Genomic DNA, 22,437 nt, shown 5'->3' with positions numbered 1-22,437 from the left:
AATAAGTTGGAGGAAAAATGGATAAGTTAGTATTAAAAGGACATGAATTTGAAAGTAGATTATTAACAGGAACAGGAAAATTTTCTGATAAAAATTTGATAGCTCCAATGTTAAAAGCAAGTGGTTCAAACATTATAACAATGGCATTAAGAAGAGTAAACTTTTCAAATCCAAAGGAAAATGTTTTAAATTATATTCCTAAAGATGTAACATTATTACCTAATACATCAGGGGCTAGAAATGCTGAAGAGGCTATAAAAATAGCTAGAATAGCTAGAGAAGCTGGTTGTGGAGATTTTATAAAAATTGAAATAATCAATGATATGAAATATTTAATGCCTGACAATGAAGAAACAATAAAAGCTACAAAAGTATTAGCTGATGAAGGATTTATAGTTTTACCTTATATAGTTCCTGATTTAATTACAGCTAAAAAATTAGAAGAGGCTGGAGCAGCTGCTGTAATGCCTTTAGGTTCACCAATTGGTTCAAATAAAGGATTACAAACAAAAGCTCTAATAGAAATGATAAATGAAAATAAAAAAGTTCCTGTAATTGTAGATGCTGGAATAGGAACTCCATCTCAAGCAGCTGAGGCTATGGAAATGGGAGTTGACGCTGTATTAGTTAACACAGCTATTTCAACAGCTGAGGACCCTGTAAAAATGGGAGAGGCTTTCGCTTTAGGAGTAAAAGCTGGAAGAATGGCTTATCTTTCAAAATTAGCTAAAACTTCAAAATATGCTAATGCTTCATCTCCTCTTACAGATTTCTTATTTAGAGGTGACAAATAATGGGATTTTATTCTGTTGTAAAAGAATGGAAAGATTTTGATTTTGAAGGATATTTTTCAAAAGTTACTGATGAAGATGTAGTAGATAGTATTTATAAAGAACATCTAACAGAATATGACTTTCTAAATTTAATTTCTCCAATAGCAAAAAATCATTTAGAAGAAATGGCTAGAAGAGCCAATGAGATAAAAACACAACATTTTGGAAATGTGATATCTCTTTATATGCCAATATATATTTCAAATTTCTGTACAAACAACTGTACTTATTGTGGTTTCTCAAAGAAAAATCACATTGTAAGGAAACATCAAAATCTAGAGCAAATAGAGGAAGAAGCTAAAGAAATAGCAAAAACAGGAGTAGAACATATTTTAATGCTTACAGGAGAAGCTCACGGACTTGTAACTTTAGATTATTTAAAAGAAGCTGTAAAAATATTAAAAAAATATTTTAATTCTGTTTCAATAGAGGTTATGCCATTAGAAGAATGGGAATATAAAGAATTAGTAGATATTGGATTAGATGGATTAACAGTATATCAAGAAACATATAATGAAGAGAGATATGATGAAGTTCATTTATCTGGTAAGAAAAAAGATTATCATTTCCGTTTAAATACTCCAGAGAGAGGGGCAAAAGCTGGAATAAGAACTATTGGAATTGGACCTTTATTTGGTTTAAGTGAAATAAGAAAAGAAGCTTTTATGGCTGGAATGCATTTAAAATATTTAACTGATAATTATTTGAATTCATCTTTCTCAATCTCTTTACCAAGAATAAATCCAGCTGAAGGAGGATTCCAACCAGACCATCCACTAGATGATATAACTTTTGTACAATTTATGACAGCTTTTAGAATTTTCCAAATAAAAGCTGATATAAATATTTCTACAAGGGAGGTAGCTTCATTTAGAGACCATTTAATGCATATGGGAATTACAAAAATGTCTGTTGGTTCTAAAACAGATGTTGGAGGATACACAGAGAATGACCCATCTACTTGTCAATTTGAAATAAGTGACAATAGAAGTGCTGAAGAAACAATACAAGCAATTAGAGATAATGGATATCAACCAATATTTAAAGATTGGGAGCAAATCAAATGATAATAGGGATAGCTGGTTGTGGTGGAATCGGAAGTAATGTAGCCTATCATTTAGTGAGAACAGGGGTAAAATATTTAAAGTTTGGAGATTTTGATAAGATTGAAGAATCAAATTTAAATAGACAATTTTATTTCAAAAATCAAATTGGAAAATACAAAAGCGAAACTTTAAAAGAAAATTTATCCCTTATAAATCCTGAAATAAAAATTGATTTTGAAATAATTAAATTTGATAGAGAGAATATTGTGGAATTTTTTAAAGATTGTGATATTGTAGTGGAAGCATTTGATAAAAAAGAGTATAAAAGTATTTTAGTAGAAGAGCTTTTACCACTTGGAAAAAAAATTATTTCAGCTTCTGGAATTGGAGATTATGATACAAAATCAATTGAAATAAAAAATATTGGAAAAAATTTAATTGTAGTAGGAGATTTCAAAAAAGATACTGATGATTATAAAACATATTCTCATAAAGTTGGAATAGTGGCAGCTTTGATGAGTGAGAAAGTTTTAGAGATAGGAGGATATTTTGAGAAATAGAATAATTATCCCTGAAGGAATATATGGAATTACAGGTGAAAATTTTGCCAATGGAAAAACTAATCTACAATGTGTAGAGGAAATGATTCGTGGTGGAATAAAAATAATTCAATATAGAGAAAAAAATAAAAGCTTGGGAGAAAAATTAAAAGAAGCTAGAGAGATAAGAGAAGTTTGTAAAAAAAATGGAGTTGTGTTTATAGTAAATGATAACATTGATATAGCAATTTTAGTTGATGCAGATGGAGTTCATGTTGGGCAAGATGATATTCCACCTAGTGAAGTAAGAAAACTTATAGGTGAAGATAAAATTATTGGTCTATCAACTCACTCTCCAGAGCAAGGAAAAAAAGCCTTTGAAAATAGTGATGTAGATTATATTGGAGTTGGTCCAATATTTCCTACAACAACAAAAGATACTGCTCCTGTAGGATTAGAATACTTAGAATATGTTGTAAATAATTTGGATATTCCTTTTGTTGCCATTGGAGGAATAAAAGATTATAACATTGATAAAATAGTTGAGAGAGGAGCAAAAAGAATTTGCTTAGTAAGTGACATTGTAGGAGCTGAAAATATTTCAGAAAAAGTAAAATCTTTAATAAGCAAATTAAAAAAATAAATTTATTCCTAAAAGACTCTTAAAATAAAAAAAGAGGTTATTGTAAATATAAAATACAATAGCCTCTTTTTATTATAAAAGATATTAAAAAATTTATATTTTTGTAGTAGGAATTGTTACTGTAACTTTTGTACCTTTATTTATTTCACTCTCAATATTCAAGTCGATTTTTAATATTCTAGTAATTTTTTTAACTATTGATAAACCTAAACCATGGCTTTTTATTTCTCTATTTCTGCTTTTATCAACTCTAAAAAATCTATCATAAATATGATTTAGATTTTCTTTTGATATTCCAATACCGTTATCTTCAATTATAATTGAAAGATTTTTATTATTGATAATAGACACATTTATTTCATTATTATTTCCATATTTTATTGCATTTTCAATAAGATTGAAAAAAAGTTGCTTTATTAAAAAATAATCAGAATTTATATAATTTTCACTACTATTAAAAGATATTTTTTGTTTAGGATAAGCTATTTTTAATTCTGAAATAATATTTGAAATGACTTCTGAAATATCTAATTCAATATATTCTAAATTTTCATTATCATCTTTTGCAAGAAATAATAATTTTTTTATAAGAATATCCATATTTTCAACTTCCTCTTTTATAGAAGCTAGAGCTTCCAATGAAATGTCTTTTTTTTCAATTCCCCACCTTTCAATTAAATTTAAGTAACCTTTGATTATAAAAAGAGGAGTTTTTAATTCATGAGAAGCATTATTGACAAATTCCATTTGGGAGTTTGTTTGATTGTATAATCTCTCTAACATATTTTCATAAGATAATATAACTTTTTCTATTTCAATAAAATAATTTTTAGATTTTATTTGTGGATTTATATTGTTAAGATTTATATTATTGGTAATTTTTTGTAAGTTATTTATAGAGGTAACCACTTCATCATAAAACTTTTTAGATACAAATATACTTATTAAAAAAGCAATAGTTATTAGAATTGTAGAAACCATAATAACATTAAAAAGTAAAAGTCTATCATCTGTCAAATCTTTTACTATTAAAACTTCAATATTTCCAAAATCCTCAGCACTAACAATCTTTTTTAAAAAATGATATTTATAAAAATCTATTTTTTGAATTTCTTCAGAAAATTCTTTATTTTCAAAATTATAGAAATGTGAAGGAGATTTATCATCAGAATAGATTTTTCCATTAAATCTAAAAAATACATTTACTCCTGAAACATCTGGACATTCCTCTAAAGCTTCATAAAAAAATTGGTCTACAGTTTTTTCTTTAGAAGTTATCTCCTCTTTAAATTCTGTTAGCTCATAACTTAGAAAACTGTCAACAGAATAAATATCATTAAATGAAACTTTTTTTATGTAGGAAGCAAAAAAAAGTAAAAATGTTATATATGGAAGTATGAAAATAACTATTAAAAGTTTGTAATTTTTATGAAGTTCATGGGCTAATTTTTTCATATTGATTTCTCCAACTAATTTTTTAATTTAAAAATATATCCAAATCCTCTTAATGAAGAGATATATTTTTCTTTTTCTGAATCTATTTTTTTCCTTAAGGAATTAATAAAAACATCAACTATTTTGTTATCCCCATCAAAATCAAATCCCCATACTTCTTCTATTATTTTTTCTCTACTCAATCCAATTTCTTTGTTTAAAAAGAAAATTTCTAATAATTTATATTCTGTTTTTGTTAAAGGAATTTCCTCTTCATCTCTTTTTAAAACTTTTAAAGAAGTATTAAGACTTAGATTTCCATATCTCAAAATATCCTTTGTATTATAATTTTTTTTATTTCTTAAGACAACTCTTATTCTAGCACAAAGTTCCTCTATATTAAAAGGCTTTGTTATATAATCATCAGCTCCCATATCTAATAAATCAACTTTACTAACTATACTATCTTTTGCTGTTATTATAATTATAGGAATTTCAGATATTTTCCTAATAATTTTACAGATTTCTTCTCCAGATAAATTTGGAAGCATCAAATCAAGAAGAATAACATCAAAAAAACTATTTTTAAATTTTTCAATAGCTTTATCCCCTTCCTCATAACTTTCTACCAAATAACCTTCATGTTCTAATTCTAACTCTAAAAGTCTTCTTATTTTTTTATCATCTTCTATTATCAAAATTTTCTTCATATTAAATCCTTCCTTTTTTCGATTTAGACTTAAAAAAATTTTTTTTGGTTAATTAAATTTTCTTTACCAAATCTTAATAATACTATTATATAATTCAAAAAAATAAAAAAGGAGATAGAGGTATGGAAAGAATTTCAGTTGTAGCACCTGTTTATAATGAAAAAGATAATATTTCAAGATTTATAGAGAAAGTGGAAAACTCTTTGAAAAAAGGTTTTGATTCTTATGAAATTATTTTAGTAAATGATGGAAGTACAGATGGAAGTAAAGAGATTTTAAATGAAGAAGCTAAAAAAAATGGACATGTAAAAGTATATCATTTTACAAAAAATAATGGACAAACAGCAGCTTTAGATTTTGCTTTTAAAAAAGCTAGTGGAGATTTAGTTTTAATGATGGATTCAGATTTACAGACAGACCCAAAAGATGTATATACACTTTTACCATATATAAAAGAATATGATATGGTTAATGGAAAAAGAGAAACAAGAGAAGATGGATTAAAAAGAAAAATATCTTCTATTGTAGGAAATTCAGTTAGAAATTATATTACAGGAGATGATATTAAAGACACAGGCTGTCCTTTAAAACTTTTTAAAAAAGAGGTTGTTAAAAGTTTTTATCTCTATGAAGGAATGCACAGATTCCTTCCAACTTTGGCAAAAATAAATGGATTTAAAGTAGTTGAAATTCCTGTAAAACATTATGATAGAGAATTTGGATATTCTAAATATGGGGTCTTTAACAGACTCTTTAAAGGTTTAAAAGATGCTTTTGCTGTTAGATGGATGAAAAAAAGAAGATTGAGATATCAAGTTGAAATGGGAGAAGATAAAAATGTTTAAATGGAATGTGTGGTTTTTATTAGGACTAATCGGACAAGGACTTTTTTCAATGAGGTTTATAATTCAATGGATTGCAAGTGAAAAGGCAAAGAAAAGTGTAATTCCATTTTCATTTTGGGTTTTTAGTTTAGGAGGAAGCACACTTTTATTGATTTATGCTATTTATAAAAAAGACCCTGTATTTATATTAGGACAAGCTCCAAATGTATTGATTTATAGTAGAAATATTTATTTAATTAAAAAATTTAAAACTGAGGAGTAAATATGTTGAGTAAACAAAATGAAAAAATATATTTATCTTTGCTTGGAATTGTATCTTTTATAAGTTTTTTTATAAATTTAGGAATAAGACCTGTGGGACTTATGGAAGCTAGAAATTTTATAACAGCTAGAGAGATGGTTTTAAATAATAATTTTTTAATTCCTACATTAAATGGAATGTTGAGATTTGAGAAACCACCTTTTCCAACATGGTTAACAGCTATTATGATGAAACTTACAGAAAATTTTACAAATCAATGGATTCTTAGGATACCTGTTGGAATATTGGGAATAATTTTTATATTTCTAGTTTATTATTTTATAAAAAATTTTACTGAAAATATATTTTTAAGTTTTTTGGGAAGCTTTGTAGCAAGTACAACTTTTATGATAATAAAAGTTGGAAATGAAAATACATGGGATATGTTTACCTATGTACTTATTTTTGGAAGTATAACTTTTTTTGTAAGAGGGTTAAAATCATCAAAAACAAAAGAGTTTATATTTGCTGGAATATTTTTAGCCCTATCTATTATGAGTAAAGGACCTGTTGGAATTTATGGACTTTTTATCCCATTTTTATTGGCACATATATTTATTTTTGGTTTAAATGAGTATAAGAAAAATTTAAAAAATATAATAATTTTTATTTTAGTTGGAATTGTTTTAGCTTTGATTTGGCCAAGCATAGTTTATTTTAAATATCCAGATTTCTTTTTATCAGTTCTTAAAAAAGAGGAAAATACTTGGATGAACTCTCATGAAAAAAGTCTTTTTTACTATTTAGATTACTTTTTATACATGGGAATATGGTTATTCTTTTCTATAAGTTTATTTTTAAAAAAATGGAGTGAAGAGAGAAATGAAAATAAAAGTTTTTCAAAGTTAATTTTTTTCTGGAATATTTTAGTGATAATTTTTATTTCAATAATAAAAATGAAAAAGAAAAGATATGGAATTCCAATATTTATGGTTTCAAGTATAGGAGTTGGAAATATCTGCTATTATTATTACAATTTAACATTAGATAAATTAAAAAAATCAGATAAATTTCTTCTAAATATTCAAAATGGTTTTATTTTATTATTATCTTGTGGACTTTTAGGATTTGTTTTTGTAAATCAATATTTAGCTAAAAATTTCCAAATAGAATATACTTTTTTATTAATTATTTTTTTAGCACCATTTATATATTTCTCTTTTAAAAATTTAAAAAATAAAAAGGAATATTTTTTAAAGTATATTACAGTAGGAAGTGGGATTTTCTTTTTGGTAGTTTATTCAGTTACAAGTGGTTTTATTTCTAAAAACTTTGTAGATAAACAACAAAAATTTATAAATGCAAAGAATATTAAAGAATTTGTAAAAGCTTCTAATAAAGAGGAAATATATTCAGACTCTTATGGAATTATGGATGTTTGGAGAGTTGGAAAAGAGATAGAAGATTATAAAAATATAGAATCCTTACCAGAAAAATTAATATTTTTCTCTGATTTACCAAAAGATGTAAAAGAAAATTATACTGTTTTAAAGAAAGAATTATATTTTAATGAAGTTAACGAAGTTATAGAAATTTACTTTTTAGAAAAAAATAAGGAGCTTTTATGGAAAGAAAGTTAAAAATAGATAAAAATTATCTAATTTTTTTAGGAGTATATATTTTTGTATTTTTTCCTTTAGCTATATTTCGTTTTCCAGATATAAAAAATGAAATTAAATATTTTGTTATAGTTGATAATATGATTCAAAGTAAAAATTTATTTATTTTAAAATATTTAGGAGAGCTGTATCCAGATAAACCACCTTTATATTTTTTCATATTATTTTTAGCTAGAAAATATATGAAAGATTTTTTTATACAGGGAACAATAATATTAGGAAGTCTTATTCCATCATTTTTTATAACAACTTATTTTTATAAATTTATAAAAAGATTTAAAAGTGAAAGAGAAGCTTTTATATTTACTATATTTTTAATTTCTATTCCATTTTTTATAGGGACATCAGCTTTTATAAGAATGGATATGCTTATGAGTTGTTTTATATTTTTATCTCTTTATTTTTTCTTTAATTTATATTATGGAAAAATTGAATTTAATAATATAAATATTTTTGCAATATATATATTTATATTTTTGGCTATCTTTACAAAAGGACCAGCAGGATTTGGAATTCCTGTAGGAATTATACTGGTTTTTCTTATGTTTGAAAAAAATATAGGATTTTTAAAAAAGATAAAATTTTTTAGAGGAATTCTTTTAATATTGTGTTTTTTAGGAATATGGATAGGAAAACTTTTTACTTATCCAGAGGGAAAAGAGTATGTAAATCTTTTATTTGGACAGGAAACAGTAGGAAGAATTGTAAAATCAAAAGCTCATGTAAGACCTTTTTATTATTATATAAAAAAATTACCAGCTATATTATATCCCTATGGAATTACAATATTATTTTCAATAGTTTATTATTTAAAAAATATAAAATCTTATAATAAATGGGATATTTTAGAAAAAATAGGTTTTGTTTGGACAATAGTGGTTATAGTTTTACTTTCCATTGCAAGTGGAAAATTAGAAATATATCTTTTACCAATATCTCCAGGAGCAATTTTATTGTTATTAAGTTTTATTATGAAATTGAGAGATAAAAAAATTGGAAAGATTTTATTAATAGTAATGGAAGTTTTATCAATTTTTTCTATTCCTTTTAATTTGATTTTTAATAAGGAGAAAAATTTTTATAAAAGATTATTAATAACTCCAATTTCTCTGTTTATAATTTTTGTATTTATCAACTTTAATATAGAGTTTTACAATAAAAATTATACATTGAAATATCCTATAAAAATAATAAATAAAGATGCAAGGAATCAAATTATATCTTATAGATTTGAAGATATTGTAAATTTAAAAGATGTAATAAATAAAGAGATTATAATAACAGATAATTTTGGCGAAAATATTTCAATAGATAAAAAAATATTTATATCTAAAACAAAATATATAGATGATTTAAAAGATAAAAATCTAAATATTATTTATAAAAATAAAAAATATTTTATCTTTGAATTTTAGGATTAGAAAGGAAGTTTAGGGTATGGAAAATAAAAATTCTTTGAATATAACAGTGGTTGGAACAGGATATGTTGGATTATCAATAGCGATATTATTAGCTCAACATAATAAAGTTACAGCTTTAGATGTAGATGAAGAAAAAATTAAAATGATAAATAATAAAATATCTCCTATTCAAGATGATTATATAGAAGAATACTTAGCAAATCACAAATTAAATTTACAAGGAGTTTTAGATAGTGAAAATTCTTATAGGAATGCTGATTTTATAATTGTGGCTGTTCCAACAAATTATGATGTAAAAACAAATTATTTTGATACTTCTACAGTAGAAAAAGTTATAGAAGAAATATTGAAAGTTAATAATAAAGGAATTATAGTTATAAAATCTACAATTCCTGTTGGATATACTGAATCAATCAGAAAAAAATATAATAGTAAAAATATAATTTTTAGTCCAGAATTTTTAAGAGAATCAAAAGCTTTGTATGATAATTTGTATCCCTCAAGAATAATAGTTTCAACTGATAAAGGTGATGAATTTTTAACTGAAAAAGCCCATCTTTTTGCAAAATTATTGGAAGAGGGAGCTATAAAAAAAGATATTGAAACTTTATTTATGGGATTTACAGAAGCTGAAGCTGTAAAACTTTTTTCAAATACATATTTAGCTTTAAGAATTGGATATTTTAATGAGCTTGATACATATGCAGAGATGAAAAATTTGAATACAAAAGATATTATAGATGGAGTTTGTTTAGACCCAAGAATAGGGACATATTATAATAATCCATCTTTTGGATATGGTGGCTATTGTTTACCAAAAGATACAAAACAACTTTTAGCTAATTATGATGAAATTCCCCAAGATATCATAGGAGCTATTGTAAAATCTAATCATACTCGTAAAGATTTTATAGCAAATCGTGTATTAGAAAATTTAGAGTTTGAAAATATAGAAAATTCAACAGTTGGAATCTATCGTTTAACAATGAAAAGTAATAGTGATAATTTTAGACAGAGTAGTATTCAAGGAATAATAAAAAGGATTAAAGATAAAGGAGTTTCTGTTATTATTTATGAGCCAACTTTAAAAGATGAAGATACATTTTTTGGCAATAAAATTGTAAATGATTTAGAAGAATTTAAAAAATTAAGTGGAAGTATTTTGGCTAATAGATATGATTCAGTACTTGATGATGTAAGAGATAAAGTATATACAAGAGATATTTTTAAAAGAGATTAAGGAGAAAAAATGAAAAAAACTATATTAATAACAGGGGGAGCTGGATTTATTGGTTCTCATCTTTGTGAAGAGTTGTTAAAAGAAAATTATAAAATAATAAATCTTGATAATTTTCATGAATTTTATTCTTATAAAATTAAAATAAGAAATATTTTTGAAAGTTTAAATAGATTGGACGATTTTAAAAAAATTAATATAGAAAATTATAATTTATCAAAAGATGAGATTATTAAAAAAGTTTCTCAAGAGATAAATAACGAAGATTATAAATTATATTATGGAGATATTAGAGATGAAAAAATAGTAGAGAATATTTTTTCTGTTGAAAAGCCAGAAATTATTATAAACTTAGCTGGACTTGCTGGTGTAAGACCGTCACTATTACAACCAATGGAATATGAAGATGTAAACATAAAAGGATTTTTAAACCTTTTAGAAAATTGTAAAAAATTTCAAATAAAAAAATTTATTCAAGCTTCTTCCTCATCTGTTTATGGAAATAATAAAAAAGTACCTTTTTCTGAAAAAGATATAGTAGATTTTCCAATCTCTCCTTATGCTGCTACTAAAAAATCTGGAGAAATTTTGGGACATGTTTATTCTCATCTTTATGGTGTTAATATGATTCAATTAAGATTTTTTACTGTTTATGGAGAAAGACAAAGACCAGATTTAGCAATCCATAAATTTACAAAGAAAATAATAAATGATGAAGAGATAGAGATGTTTGGTGATGGAAGTAGCTCAAGAGATTATACCTATGTAAAAGATATAGTACAAGGAATAAAGAAATCTATTGATTACCTTGATAAAAATAAAGGAGTTTATGAAATATTAAATCTTGGAAATTCAAATACTGTTTCATTAAAAGAGATGATTTCTACAATAGAGGAAACATTAAATAAAAAAGCAAAAGTAAGGGAGATGCCAAAACAGAGTGGGGATGTAGATAGGACTTTTGCTGACATTTCAAAAGCTAAAGAGATGATAAAATATAATCCTCAAACAACTTTTAAAGATGGAATTAAAAATTTTATAAATTGGTATAAAAAAATATAGGAAAATAAAAGCTATTGCATTTTATGAAATTGTTAATAACAAAATTTGCAATAGCTTATTTATTTTTATTAATTTAATTTAGAAAGAAACTTATTTACATCAATAACAAATCTTTCGTGTACACCTTCACCGATAACAATATCTTTATACATTGCTTTAACTTCAAAAGTTAACTTTCTTCCCTCTATTTTTACAAGAGTAGATTCGCAAGAGATTTCATCTCCAACTTTGTTAGCTCTTAAATGTTTCATGTTCATTGCAATCCCAACAGTTGATTCATTTTCATCTAAGAAAGGAGCAACAATATCAAGAGAAGTTTTTTCCATAAAAGCTACTAAATATGGAGTGCCATAAACTTCTAAAGTACCAGAAGCTATTTTTGCTGCTGTTTCCTCAGAACCAACTATTTTAGTATGAGTAAGTTTCATTCCTTCTTTTAAACCGTCTTTCATAAAAAACCTCCAAAATAAAATCAATATAAAATATTATACATATATTTTCTAAAAAAATAAATAAAAAAATTTATTTTTCTAAATGTTAACTTTTAAAATAAAATTGGTTTACTATTTTTTTCAAATAATATATCATATAAAAAAATAATTAAGAGGTGTTCTATGGAATTAAATATTAGAAAATATATAGATGAAGAGATTACAAAAGAAGAAGCTTTGGAGTTATGTCAATTAAAAGGAAGTAAACTTTTAGAATTATTTAATGTAGCCAATGAAGTAAGAGAAAAATATTGTGGAAATAAAATAGAAACTTGTACAATAACAAATGCAAAATCTGGAAAATGCTCAGAAGATTGTAAATTTTGTGCTCAGTCAGAAAAATATAATACTTGTATAGAAACTTATCCATTAAAAGATTTAGAAGTTTTAGAAAATGAATGTAAAGAGGCTATTGCTCATAATAGTGATAGATTTGCTATTGTGACAAGTGGTAAAGGAATACAAAAAGGGACAAAAGATTATGAAACAATAAAAAAATTTGCTGAAGATATGTCTAAAGAAAATATTGAAATTTGTTGTTCAATAGGACTTTTAAATGAAGATGAATTAAAAACTTTAAAAGAAGCAGGAGTTGTAAGATTTCACTCAAATTTACAAACTTCTATAAAAGCATATAAAGATATAGTTGCCACAACTCATAATGTTTTAGATAGAGTAGAAACAATTAAAGCAGCTCAAAAAGTTGGAATGAAAGTTTGTTGTGGTGGAATAATTGGAATGGGAGAAACTTGGGAAGATAGAATAGATATGGCATTTACTTGTAAAGAATTAGGGGTTGATGCTATTCCTCTTAATATTTTAAATCCAATTAAAGGAACTCCACATGGAGATAGAGAAATTTTAAGTGTTGATGAAATTTTAAAAACTATTGCTATATACAGACTTATTCTTAAAGATAAAAATATAAAAGTTGTAGCTGGAAGGGAGAGTATCTTAAAAGATTTTATGGGAAGTGCTTTTTTAGCTGGAGCCAATGGACTTATGATTGGTGGATATTTAACAATAAAAGGAAGAAGTGTAGAAGATGATTTTAAATTTATAAAAAATTTAAAAAAGATTTGGGAATCATAAAAAATATGCTATAATAAGAAAAATTTTGAACTTTAGGAGGAAAGATGTATAAACCAAATTATTTAATGATGACACCAGGACCAACTATTGTTAGAGAAAATGTCTTAGAAGCTAGAAGTAAATTTTTCGGAAATCCAGATATTGATGAAGAGTTTTTTATTTTTTATGATGAATTGAGAGAAAAATTTTCAAAAGTATTTGGAAGTGAAAAGAAAAATATAGTTATAATGAGTGGAGAAGGAATGGTAGGATTAGATGCTGCTTGTGCTTCACTTACAGAAAAAGGAGATAGAGTTCTTGTTATAGCCAATGGACTTTTTGGAGAGGGATTTGAAGGACTTATTACACCATATGGTGGAGAGGTTGTAAAATTTCTTGGAGATACAAAATGTGGGATTGATATTGAAAAATTAAAAGAATTTTTAGAGAAAGATAGTAATTTTAAATTTGCTACTGTTGTACATTGTGATACTCCTACAGGAGTTTTAAATGATGTAGAAAATATTTGTAAATTGTTAAAATCTAAAGGAATATTAACAGTAGTAGACACAGTAGCTGCTATTGGTGGAGAATTTTTTAATGTTAAAGATTGGGGAGTTGATATTGCTTTAGGTGGTTCTCAAAAAGTTTTTTCAGCACCACCAGGATTAACAATTTTATCAGTAAGTGATGAAGCTTGGAAAATTATAAAAAATAGAAAAACTCCAATAAACTCTTTTTATTGTAATTTATCTTATTGGGAAAATTGTGTTGAAGAAAGACTTTTTCCATATACAATGCCAGCTAGTGATATAATGGGATTAGATAAAGCTATAGATAATCTTTTAGATGAGGGAATAGAAAAAGTTGTAAAAAGACATAAAGAAGTTTCTAAATATTGTAGAGAAAATATAGAAAAATTAGGTTTAAAACTTTATTTAGAAAATGATTATGCTTCAACAGTGACAGCTTTTTATGTACCAGAAGGATATACTACAAAAGAATTTATAAAAAAATTAAAAGATGAATATAAAATAATGATAGCCAGCTCATATGGAGAATATGAAAAATATATTTTAAGAATAGGACATATGGGAGAGGGAGCTAAGTTAGAATATATTGATAGAGTAGTTGAAGCTATCAAAGATATTTTAAAATAAAAATAGAATATTTCTATAAAAATAAAAAAATAAAATAGGTTGTTGTGAAATTTTTTGTTATAAAATAAAATTTATCTCCATAAAAATATTTTCTATTTATTTTATTCGCTTCACTAAAAATGACAAACTCACTTCGTTCAAACAGTGTCATTTTTTAGCGTTCAGCTCATTTCATAAATTACGAAAGTATTTTTCAATTACGAAAATTTTATTTTTTATCAAGAATAAAAAAATTACAACAACTTTTTTTATAAAAATCAATTCTTAATTATATTTTTATAAAAAAGTGGTAAAAATTTTTAGTATGTGAATAAAAATTATTTATTAATTTTAGTTGTTTTTTAGACTAAAATTTCTTTTTTATTGAAATACCAATAAAAAATTGATATAATAAAAAAAACATTGTTAAAAATCTTGAGGAGAAAATGTAAATAGAAGCGCCAGAACTATTTTTATAGTTGACGAGGACTGAGATTATCGAAAATTCGGCGGATGTCTCAGAGGTAGTTGTAACCGTTATCTACAAAACTACAAAGTGATTTGTAGGACAAAAGGATAACCACAATATTCTCCTAAAGTATTTTTTTGTGTACAAAAATTTATATTAAGGAGGATTTTTTTATGTGTGGAATTGTAGGATATGTAGGAAATGATGAGAAGGCTGTTGAAATAATCTTAGATGGACTTAGTAAATTGGAGTATAGAGGTTATGATTCAGCTGGAATTGCTGTTGTAGAAAATGGAGAGATATTTTTAGAAAAGAAAAGTGGAAAATTAGAAAATCTTGTAAATTCATTAAAAGAAAAAGATATTTTTTCTAATGTAGGAATTGGACATACAAGATGGGCTACTCATGGAAATCCAACAGATAGAAATGCTCATCCTCATTGTAGTAATGATGGAAAAGTTGCTGTTGTTCACAATGGAATTATAGAAAATTATTCTATATTAAAAGATGAACTTATAAAAAAAGGATATATTTTTAATTCTGATACAGATACTGAAGTTGTATCACAACTTTTTTCTGAACTTTATACAGGTAATTTAATTGAAACTATGTTTAAAGTAAAAGAAAGAATTAGAGGAAGTTATGCACTAGGAATTATTCATAAGGATTATCCTAATAAAATTATTTGTGCTAGAAAAGAAAGTCCATTAATTATAGGAATTGGAGAAAATAAAAAATTTATAGCTTCTGATGTACCAGCAATTTTAAAATATACTAGAGATGTGATTTTCTTAGATAATGGAGAAGTAGCTCTTATAGAAGAAGATAAAGTTACAGTTTTAGATGAAAATAAAAATATTATAGATAAAAAAATTACAAAAATAGAGTGGGATATGGACCAAGCTACAAAAAATGGTTATCCACATTTTATGTTAAAAGAGATTGAAGAACAACCTCAAATGATAGAAAAAACTTTATCAGCTTATATTGATGTAGAGGGACATATAAATTTTGGAAGAGCTTTTGACAATATAGATTTTAATAAATTTAATGAAATACATATTATAGCTTGTGGGACAGCTTATCATGCTGGACTTCAAGGGGAATTTTTCTTTAAAAAAATAAATGGATTAAGAACGAATGTTGATATAGCTTCTGAATTTAGATACAATGACCCATTCCTTGATGAAAAAAGTTTAGTCATATTTTTAAGTCAATCTGGAGAAACTTTAGATACATTAATGGCTTTAAAACTTGCCAAAAGTAAAGGAGCTACAACAATAGCTATAACCAATGTACTTGGTTCTACTATTTCAAGAGAGGCAGATGTTGTAATTTATACGTTAGCTGGAGTAGAAATTTCAGTAGCTTCTACAAAAGCTTATACAACACAAGTTGTTACAATGTATTTAATTTCTCTATATCTTGCTTATAGAAATAAAAAAATAACAGAAGAGGAACTACAAAAATATTTAGATGATGTTTATAAATTACCTGAAAATGTTGGAAATATTCTTCTTCAAAAGGAAAGAATTTCTAATATAGCTAAAAAGATTTATAAAAAAGATAGAGGATTTTATTTAGGAAGAGGAATTGATGATAAAATAGCAAAAGAGGGCTCTCTAAAAATGAAAGAGATAAGTTACATTCATACAGAGGCTTTTCCTGCTGGAGAATTAAAACATGGGCCAATAGCTCTTATTGAAGAGGGAACTATGGTTGTTGTAGTTTCTACACAAGATTCTATGGTTGAAAAAGTTGCTTCTAATATCAAGGAGGTTAGAGCAAGAGGAGCTTATGTAATTTCTGTTACAAAAGATACTCATAAAGAAGTTAGAGATGTTTCTGATGAAGTTGTAATAGTAAATGATAATGGAATGTTATTAACTCCTGTATTATCAGTAGTTCCACTACAATTATTAGCTTATTATACAGCAGTTCATAAGGGATTAGATGTTGATAAACCAAGAAATTTAGCAAAATCTGTTACTGTTGAATAAAAATAAATTTGATATTTAAAGGGTGTTACAAAAATAGTAATACCCTTTTTTTATTTTTAAATTTTTTATAAAATACAATAGAAAACTTTTTTATGGTATAATAAAAAATAAAATAAAAAAGGTGGGTATAAAATGAAAGTTGTAGTTAGAGGTGGTGGAGATTTAGCCACAGGAGTTGTAGAAGTTCTTCACACTTCAGGATTTGAAGTTTTAATTTTAGAAATAGAAAAACCAAGTGCCATAAGAAGAACTGTTGCTTTTTCAGAAGCAATTTATGATGGGGAAACAGAGGTTGAAAATATAATTTGTAAAAAAGTTGAAAATGAAGATGAAATATACAAAGCTTGGGAAAAAAATATTGTTCCTATAATGATTGATGAGGAATGTAGAATAATAGAAAAAATAAAACCACATATATTGGTTGATTGTATAATTGCTAAAAAAAATCTTGGAACGAATAAAGAGATGGCTCCAATAACAATAGGATTAGGACCAGGATTTGTAGCTGGGGAAGATGTAGATATAGTTATTGAAACTATGAGAGGGCATAAATTAGGAAGAATTATCAGAGAGGGAGAAGCTTTAAAAAATACAGGGATTCCAGGAGAGATAAAAGGAATTGCTAAAGAGAGAGTTATTTATTCTCCTCAAGAGGGAATTTTTAGAGGAGTAAAAAAAATTGGAGACAAAGTAGAAGCTAGAGAAATTTTAGGCTATGTTGATAGAGAACCTGTTTATGGAACTATTTCTGGAGTTTTAAGAGGATTAATAAGAGATGGTTATTATGTAAAAGAGAAAATGAAAATAGGTGATATTGACCCTAGAGAAGAGGAGAGAGAAAATTGTTTCACTATTTCTGATAAAGCTAGAACTTTAGGTGGGGCTGTTTTACATGGAATTATAATGAGATTAAAAGAGAGAGATGAAAATATATTTTAGATAGGAGATATAAAAATGACTGAAATTGATATATTAAAAAATCTTTATGATAATGTAAAAAAAGGAGAAAAATGTGCTCTTGTAACTTTGGTGGAATCTTTTGGAGCTACTCCAAGAAAATCTGGGGCTATAATGGGAGTTACAAAAGATAAAACAATAGGAACTATTGGTGGAGGAATGGCAGAGTATAAAGCTATAGAGTTATCAAGAGAGTGTATAGAAAAAGGTGAAAATAAAATTTTTGATTTTGATTTAACTCAAGATGGAAAAAATACTATTGGTATGACTTGTGGTGGAAGAATAAAAGGATTTATAAAGTTTTTAAAACCAAGTGAAAGAATAGTTATAGTTGGAGCTGGACATGTTGGGAAAAAATTATATGGACTTTTAAAAGAATCTACCTTTGAAACAATTATTTTAGATGATAGAGAGGATTTTGAAAATGGAGAAAATGTGATAGTTGGAGACTTTGAAAATCTATTGAATAATCTTCCAGAAAATAGTGAAACTTATTATGTAGTTGTAACAAAAGGTCATAAGTCTGATTTAGTTGCAGTAAAAAAAATATTAAAAAAAGAGTTTAGATATTTAGGAGTAATTGGAAGTAGAAAAAAAGTTCAAGAGATGAGAGATAATCTTATAAAAGATGGTTATGAAATACCTGAAGATAGATTTTTTTCTCCAATAGGTTTAAACTTATCAGATGGAACTCCTTACGAAATTGCTGTGGATATTTTATCTGAGATTTTATCAGTAAAAAATGGAAAAGAAAAAATAATTCATATGAAAGATAGATAAAAAATAAGGGACTACATATAAAAATGTTAATAATAAATAAAATTTTTATGGAGATAAATTTTATTTTTATAACATAATTTATAGTCCCTTTATTTTATAAAAAATATAAATTATTTATTAAACATAGAAGAATATAAATCAAAATAAATTCCTTTTTTATCTAATAATTCCTGATGATTTCCTCTTTCTTGAATATTACCATTTAAAATAACAAAGATTTCATCAGCATTTTTTATAGTGGATAATCTATGAGCAACAACTAAAGTAGTTCTACCCTTTGAAAGTTCTTCTAATTCTTTTTGAATAAATATTTCTGTAGTATTATCTAAAGCACTTGTAGCTTCATCTAATATTAATATAGCTGGATTTTTTAAGAAAACTCTAGCAATGGATAACCTTTGTTTTTGTCCACCAGAAAGTTTTACACCTCTTTCTCCAATTTCAGTATCATATCCTTTTTCTAAAGACATAATATAATCATGAATATTAGATTTTTTAGCAGCTTCATAGATTTCTTCATCAGTAGCTTTTGGATTTCCATAAAGGATATTTTCTTTTATAGTTCCACCAAAAAGATATACATCTTGTTGAACAATTCCTATATGACTTCTTAAAGCTTCTAAATTAATTTTATTAATATCAATTCCATCTATAGTAATTTTTCCAGAATTTATTTTATAAAATTTAGGTATTAAATGACAAATAGTAGTTTTTCCCTCTCCACTAGGTCCAACAAAAGCAATTTTTTTACCAGCAGGAATAGAGAAAGAAAGATTTTTTAAGATTTGCTTAGAATCATTATATGAAAAAGCTACATCTTTAAACTCTATATTTCCAACTATATTTTTTAATTCAATAGAATTTTCAGGATTTTTCTCAGGAGTTTCATCCATTATCTCTAAAAATCTTTTAAAACCTGTAACTCCATTTTGATATTGTTCTATAAAATCAATAAGTTTTGTAAGTGGAGTTATAAAAAGATTTACAGATATAATAAAAGTTGCATAATCTCCAGAACTTATTTTATTTTGAAAAAGAAAAACTCCACCAGCTATAAGTACAATAACATTGAAAAAATCTGTTATAAAAGTTGTAGATGAAAAAAATTGTCCCATAGCCTTATAAGCTTTTCTTCTAGCTTCTACAAACTCATTATTTCCAATTTCAAATTTTTCTTGTTCAATCTCTGAATTATTAAAAGCCTTTGTAACTCTGATTCCAGAAATACTACTTTCTAGTGAGGAATTAATAACAGCAATACTTTTTCTACTTTCCATAAAAGCATCTCTCATTCTATTTTTAAAAGTAGCAGAAACTATTATCATTACAGGAACACAAGTGAAAATAATAAGAGTAAGAGTTTTTTCAATAGTTAATAAATAGATAAAAGAACCTACAATCATAATTCCAAAAATAAAAAAGTTTTCAGGAGCATGATGAGCTAATTCGCTAATATCCATTAAATCATTTGTCATTCTTGACATAATTTTTCCTGTTTCATGGTTATCATAATAAGAGTAAGGTAATTTTTGAATTTTTTTAAACATCTCACTTCTCATTTGAGCTTGCATTTTTACACCCATAATATGACCATAATATTGAACAAAATATCTAAGTAACATTCTTATAATATAAGTTATAAGTAAAATAAATCCAAATATATAAATCATTTTATAATTTTTATTTGGAATTAAATCATTTAACATAACTCTTGTAGTTATAGGATAAAGCATACCTAAACAAGCAATGAAAAAAGAAGCTAACATATCCAAAATAAAAATTTTTTTAAACGGTTTATAATAACTTAAAAATCTTTTAATCATATAATCCCTCTTTTTTAATATAATATCTACTAATTATAACATATTTTATAAAACTAAAGATAAACTTTTTTTATATTTTAGTGTCAAATAAAATAAATATTTTAAAGGAGGAATAAAATGATAAACTTGATAATTATATACATAATAACTATTTTAATTCCTTTAAATATGTTAAAAGTAGATTATTTGTATTATATAACAAATTACAAAGTTCCTGTTTTGGAAAAATTTGATAATATGAAAGAAATAGATGAAATTAATAAAAATTTATTGGTGAAAGTGATAAAAGAGAAAAATAATAAAGTTCAAATTATATATTATAAAAATTTTAATATAAAAATTGGTTGGATTGATAAAAAATATATTTCTTTTGATAAACAGGAAAATTATTTAGAAAAATGGGAGGATTTACAAATTGATAAATTTCCACAAAAAAATGTTCTAGAGAAACATTTAAAAAATGATGTGAGAGGAATATATGTAAATTCTTACTCTTTGAGAAATAGAAAAAAATTGGATAAACTTATAGAATTAACCAAAGATACTGAAATTAATACTTTTGTTATTGATATAAAAGATGAGAGTGGAAAAATTATTTGTGATATGGGGGAAGAATTAGATACTTTGAATCCTTTTGCTAGAAAAGAATATTATTTAAAAAGTCCAGAGGAAATTATAAAAAAATTAAAAGAAAATAATATATATTTAATAGGGAGAATAGTAGTTTTTAAAGATGAAGTTTATTTAAAATCTTTTCCAGAAGAAAAAATAAAATTAAATAAAAATAAAGAAATGTGGGTATTACCTTATAGTGAAAGATTTTTAAATTATATAAAATTTTTGTGTGAAGAGGGAATAAAATTAGGTGTTGATGAGATTCAACTTGATTATGTAAGATTTCCTGAATCTTCAAATGAAATAAAAAATAAAGATAAATTATCAAAGCCTAAAACAATTCAACAATTTATTAAAAAAATATATGAAACTACAAAGGAAAAAAATATATTTTTAAACATAGATGTTTTTGGACAGGTTGGAACTTTTCAAGATGATATGGGCCTTGGGCAATATTGGGAAGCTATAAGTGGATATTCTGATTATATTTCTCCTATGATGTACCCTAGCCATTATGCTAAAAATTCCTATGGAGTAGATACTCCAGATTTTAACCCTTATAAAATAGTTTATGAAACTACAAAAGATTCTATAGAAAGAAATTCTAAAGTGGATAATCCAGCAGTTATACGCCCATGGATACAAGGATTTACAGCTAAATGGATAAAAAATTATAATATTTATACTGAATTTGAAATTAATGAACAGATAAAAGCATTAGAAGATTTAGGAATAGAAGAATATTTGATTTGGAATGCTTCTAATGAATATAATTTAATAAGTTATAAAAAAGAAAGAGAGTTATATAATTTATTACAGGAAAAAACATGTGAAAATATAAGAGAAAATATTTATAATGGAGATATTGATATAAAAACTTTACCAACTTATGATGGAGTATTAGAAAATTTAATATCAGATTTTCAAGAAAATAAAAAGGTGTTGGACTAATCCAACACCTAATTTTTTTAATCTTCTTCTATTTCTTCAATTTCTTTTAAAACTTTTTTACTAGAGTTTTCTAAAGCTATATCTTTAGGAGTTCTTCCTTTATAATCTTCTTGACCAAGGTCAGCACCATATTCCCAAAGTAATTTGAAAATTTTATGAAAATCTTTTTTAGCTGCAATATGTAGAGGTGTTTCATGGTTTTTATTCTCAACATTAGGGTCAGCTCCATGATACATAAGAGCATCTACAAATTCATATTTTCCCTCTTCAACAGCTAGATGAAGAATAGTAAATCCTTTTGAATTTTTTTCTTCCACAGTAATAATACTTAAATTTTCCTCAAAGTTTTCAATATCGTTGTTCTCCAAAAACGCTAACAATTCCATTTTGTTTTAAATTTTTTCTCCTTTTTATTTTGATTTTAAAAAAATAACATTCAGTACATATTATA

At 25.2% G+C, this 22,437-nt stretch carries 21 protein-coding genes; 16 read left to right on the top strand and 5 right to left on the bottom strand.

Going from position 1 to position 22,437, the window contains the following annotated elements:
• Nucleotides 1–17: 17 nt before the first annotated feature.
• Genes HF862_RS03560 through thiE form a run of 4 tightly spaced genes read left to right on the top strand, consistent with a single transcriptional unit; the run spans nt 18 to nt 3,061 of the window.
• Nucleotides 18–794, top strand: coding sequence for a thiazole synthase (locus tag HF862_RS03560; RefSeq protein ID WP_170186556.1), 777 nt, complete (start codon nt 18–20; stop codon nt 792–794).
• Nucleotides 794–1,900, top strand: coding sequence for a 2-iminoacetate synthase ThiH (gene thiH, locus HF862_RS03555; RefSeq protein WP_170186555.1), 1,107 nt, complete (start codon nt 794–796; stop codon nt 1,898–1,900). Before HF862_RS03560 ends, thiH begins: the two co-directional genes overlap by 1 nt.
• A complete protein-coding gene (gene thiF / locus HF862_RS03550; RefSeq protein ID WP_170186554.1) occupies nt 1,897–2,439 on the top strand; it encodes a sulfur carrier protein ThiS adenylyltransferase ThiF in 543 nt (180 codons plus the stop codon). Before thiH ends, thiF begins: the two co-directional genes overlap by 4 nt.
• Nucleotides 2,429–3,061 carry a thiamine phosphate synthase gene (gene thiE / locus HF862_RS03545; protein WP_170186553.1) on the top strand — a complete coding sequence of 211 codons (633 nt, stop codon included), beginning with the start codon at nt 2,429–2,431 and terminating at the stop codon, nt 3,059–3,061. Before thiF ends, thiE begins: the two co-directional genes overlap by 11 nt.
• 93 nt (nt 3,062–3,154) lie before the next feature.
• Here the strand turns inward: thiE and HF862_RS03540 are convergent, their stop codons facing one another.
• Together HF862_RS03540 and HF862_RS03535 are read right to left on the bottom strand one after the other, a co-directional pair.
• Nucleotides 3,155–4,516, bottom strand: a complete 1,362-nt coding sequence (locus tag HF862_RS03540) for a cell wall metabolism sensor histidine kinase WalK (protein WP_170186552.1) — start codon at nt 4,514–4,516, stop codon at nt 3,155–3,157.
• A 14-nt stretch (nt 4,517–4,530) separates the two neighbouring features.
• Nucleotides 4,531–5,205: a response regulator transcription factor gene (locus tag HF862_RS03535; RefSeq protein ID WP_170186551.1), complete on the bottom strand. Its 675-nt coding sequence runs from the start codon at nt 5,203–5,205 to the stop codon at nt 4,531–4,533.
• A 122-nt stretch (nt 5,206–5,327) separates the two neighbouring features.
• Here HF862_RS03535 and HF862_RS03530 point away from each other — a divergent pair, with 122 nt between their 5' ends.
• From HF862_RS03530 to HF862_RS03505, 6 genes are read left to right on the top strand one after another with little or no spacing between them, the layout of a single operon-like run.
• Nucleotides 5,328–6,050 (top strand): glycosyltransferase family 2 protein, encoded by a 723-nt coding sequence (locus tag HF862_RS03530; protein ID WP_170186550.1) that lies wholly within the window; start codon nt 5,328–5,330, stop codon nt 6,048–6,050.
• On the top strand, nt 6,043–6,312 hold the full coding sequence (locus HF862_RS03525; RefSeq protein WP_170186549.1) for a lipid-A-disaccharide synthase N-terminal domain-containing protein: 270 nt from the start codon (nt 6,043–6,045) through the stop codon (nt 6,310–6,312). Before HF862_RS03530 ends, HF862_RS03525 begins: the two co-directional genes overlap by 8 nt.
• A gap of 2 nt (nt 6,313–6,314) precedes the next feature.
• Nucleotides 6,315–7,931 carry a glycosyltransferase family 39 protein gene (locus HF862_RS03520; RefSeq protein WP_240934771.1) on the top strand — a complete coding sequence of 539 codons (1,617 nt, stop codon included), beginning with the start codon at nt 6,315–6,317 and terminating at the stop codon, nt 7,929–7,931.
• Nucleotides 7,916–9,385 carry a glycosyltransferase family 39 protein gene (locus tag HF862_RS03515; protein ID WP_170186548.1) on the top strand — a complete coding sequence of 490 codons (1,470 nt, stop codon included), beginning with the start codon at nt 7,916–7,918 and terminating at the stop codon, nt 9,383–9,385. Before HF862_RS03520 ends, HF862_RS03515 begins: the two co-directional genes overlap by 16 nt.
• A 22-nt stretch (nt 9,386–9,407) precedes the next feature.
• A complete protein-coding gene (locus tag HF862_RS03510; RefSeq protein ID WP_170186547.1) occupies nt 9,408–10,631 on the top strand; it encodes a nucleotide sugar dehydrogenase in 1,224 nt (407 codons plus the stop codon).
• A 9-nt stretch (nt 10,632–10,640) separates the two neighbouring features.
• The gene (locus HF862_RS03505; RefSeq protein ID WP_170186546.1) at nt 10,641–11,690 is read left to right on the top strand and encodes a GDP-mannose 4,6-dehydratase; all 1,050 of its coding nucleotides are present in this window, start codon (nt 10,641–10,643) and stop codon (nt 11,688–11,690) included.
• A gap of 68 nt (nt 11,691–11,758) precedes the next feature.
• On the opposite strand, the gene HF862_RS03500 is transcribed toward HF862_RS03505, so the two are convergent.
• Nucleotides 11,759–12,142 (bottom strand): thioesterase family protein, encoded by a 384-nt coding sequence (locus HF862_RS03500; protein ID WP_170186545.1) that lies wholly within the window; start codon nt 12,140–12,142, stop codon nt 11,759–11,761.
• Nucleotides 12,143–12,304: 162 nt separating this feature from the next.
• On the opposite strand from HF862_RS03500, the gene bioB reads away from it, so the two are divergent.
• From bioB to HF862_RS03475, 5 genes are all read left to right on the top strand, one after another.
• The gene (gene bioB / locus HF862_RS03495) at nt 12,305–13,273 is read left to right on the top strand and encodes a biotin synthase BioB (RefSeq protein ID WP_170186544.1); all 969 of its coding nucleotides are present in this window, start codon (nt 12,305–12,307) and stop codon (nt 13,271–13,273) included.
• Nucleotides 13,274–13,317: 44 nt separating this feature from the next.
• Nucleotides 13,318–14,412 (top strand): alanine--glyoxylate aminotransferase family protein, encoded by a 1,095-nt coding sequence (locus HF862_RS03490; RefSeq protein ID WP_170186543.1) that lies wholly within the window; start codon nt 13,318–13,320, stop codon nt 14,410–14,412.
• A gap of 621 nt (nt 14,413–15,033) precedes the next feature.
• Nucleotides 15,034–16,860 carry a glutamine--fructose-6-phosphate transaminase (isomerizing) gene (glmS, locus tag HF862_RS03485; RefSeq protein WP_170186542.1) on the top strand — a complete coding sequence of 609 codons (1,827 nt, stop codon included), beginning with the start codon at nt 15,034–15,036 and terminating at the stop codon, nt 16,858–16,860.
• Between the two features lie 132 nt (nt 16,861–16,992).
• Nucleotides 16,993–17,799, top strand: coding sequence for a selenium-dependent molybdenum cofactor biosynthesis protein YqeB (yqeB, locus tag HF862_RS03480; protein WP_170186541.1), 807 nt, complete (start codon nt 16,993–16,995; stop codon nt 17,797–17,799).
• Nucleotides 17,800–17,814: 15 nt separating this feature from the next.
• Entirely contained in the window at nt 17,815–18,597 is a 783-nt protein-coding gene (locus HF862_RS03475; RefSeq protein ID WP_170186540.1) for an XdhC family protein, read from the top strand.
• A gap of 110 nt (nt 18,598–18,707) precedes the next feature.
• Here the strand turns inward: HF862_RS03475 and HF862_RS03470 are convergent, their stop codons facing one another.
• Nucleotides 18,708–20,420, bottom strand: coding sequence for an ABC transporter ATP-binding protein (locus HF862_RS03470; protein WP_170186539.1), 1,713 nt, complete (start codon nt 20,418–20,420; stop codon nt 18,708–18,710).
• A gap of 117 nt (nt 20,421–20,537) precedes the next feature.
• Between HF862_RS03470 and HF862_RS03465 the strand changes: the two genes are divergently transcribed.
• Nucleotides 20,538–21,986: a putative glycoside hydrolase gene (locus HF862_RS03465; RefSeq protein WP_170186538.1), complete on the top strand. Its 1,449-nt coding sequence runs from the start codon at nt 20,538–20,540 to the stop codon at nt 21,984–21,986.
• Between the two features lie 17 nt (nt 21,987–22,003).
• Here HF862_RS03465 and HF862_RS03460 read toward each other — a convergent pair whose 3' ends face one another.
• Entirely contained in the window at nt 22,004–22,354 is a 351-nt protein-coding gene (locus tag HF862_RS03460) for an ankyrin repeat domain-containing protein (protein WP_051532599.1), read from the bottom strand.
• Nucleotides 22,355–22,437 lie beyond the last annotated feature (83 nt).

The sequence above is a fragment of the Fusobacterium sp. FSA-380-WT-3A genome, from assembly GCF_012843705.1.
Classification (GTDB): domain Bacteria; phylum Fusobacteriota; class Fusobacteriia; order Fusobacteriales; family Fusobacteriaceae; genus Fusobacterium_B.
This window is presented reverse-complemented; position numbering and strand designations above follow the sequence as displayed.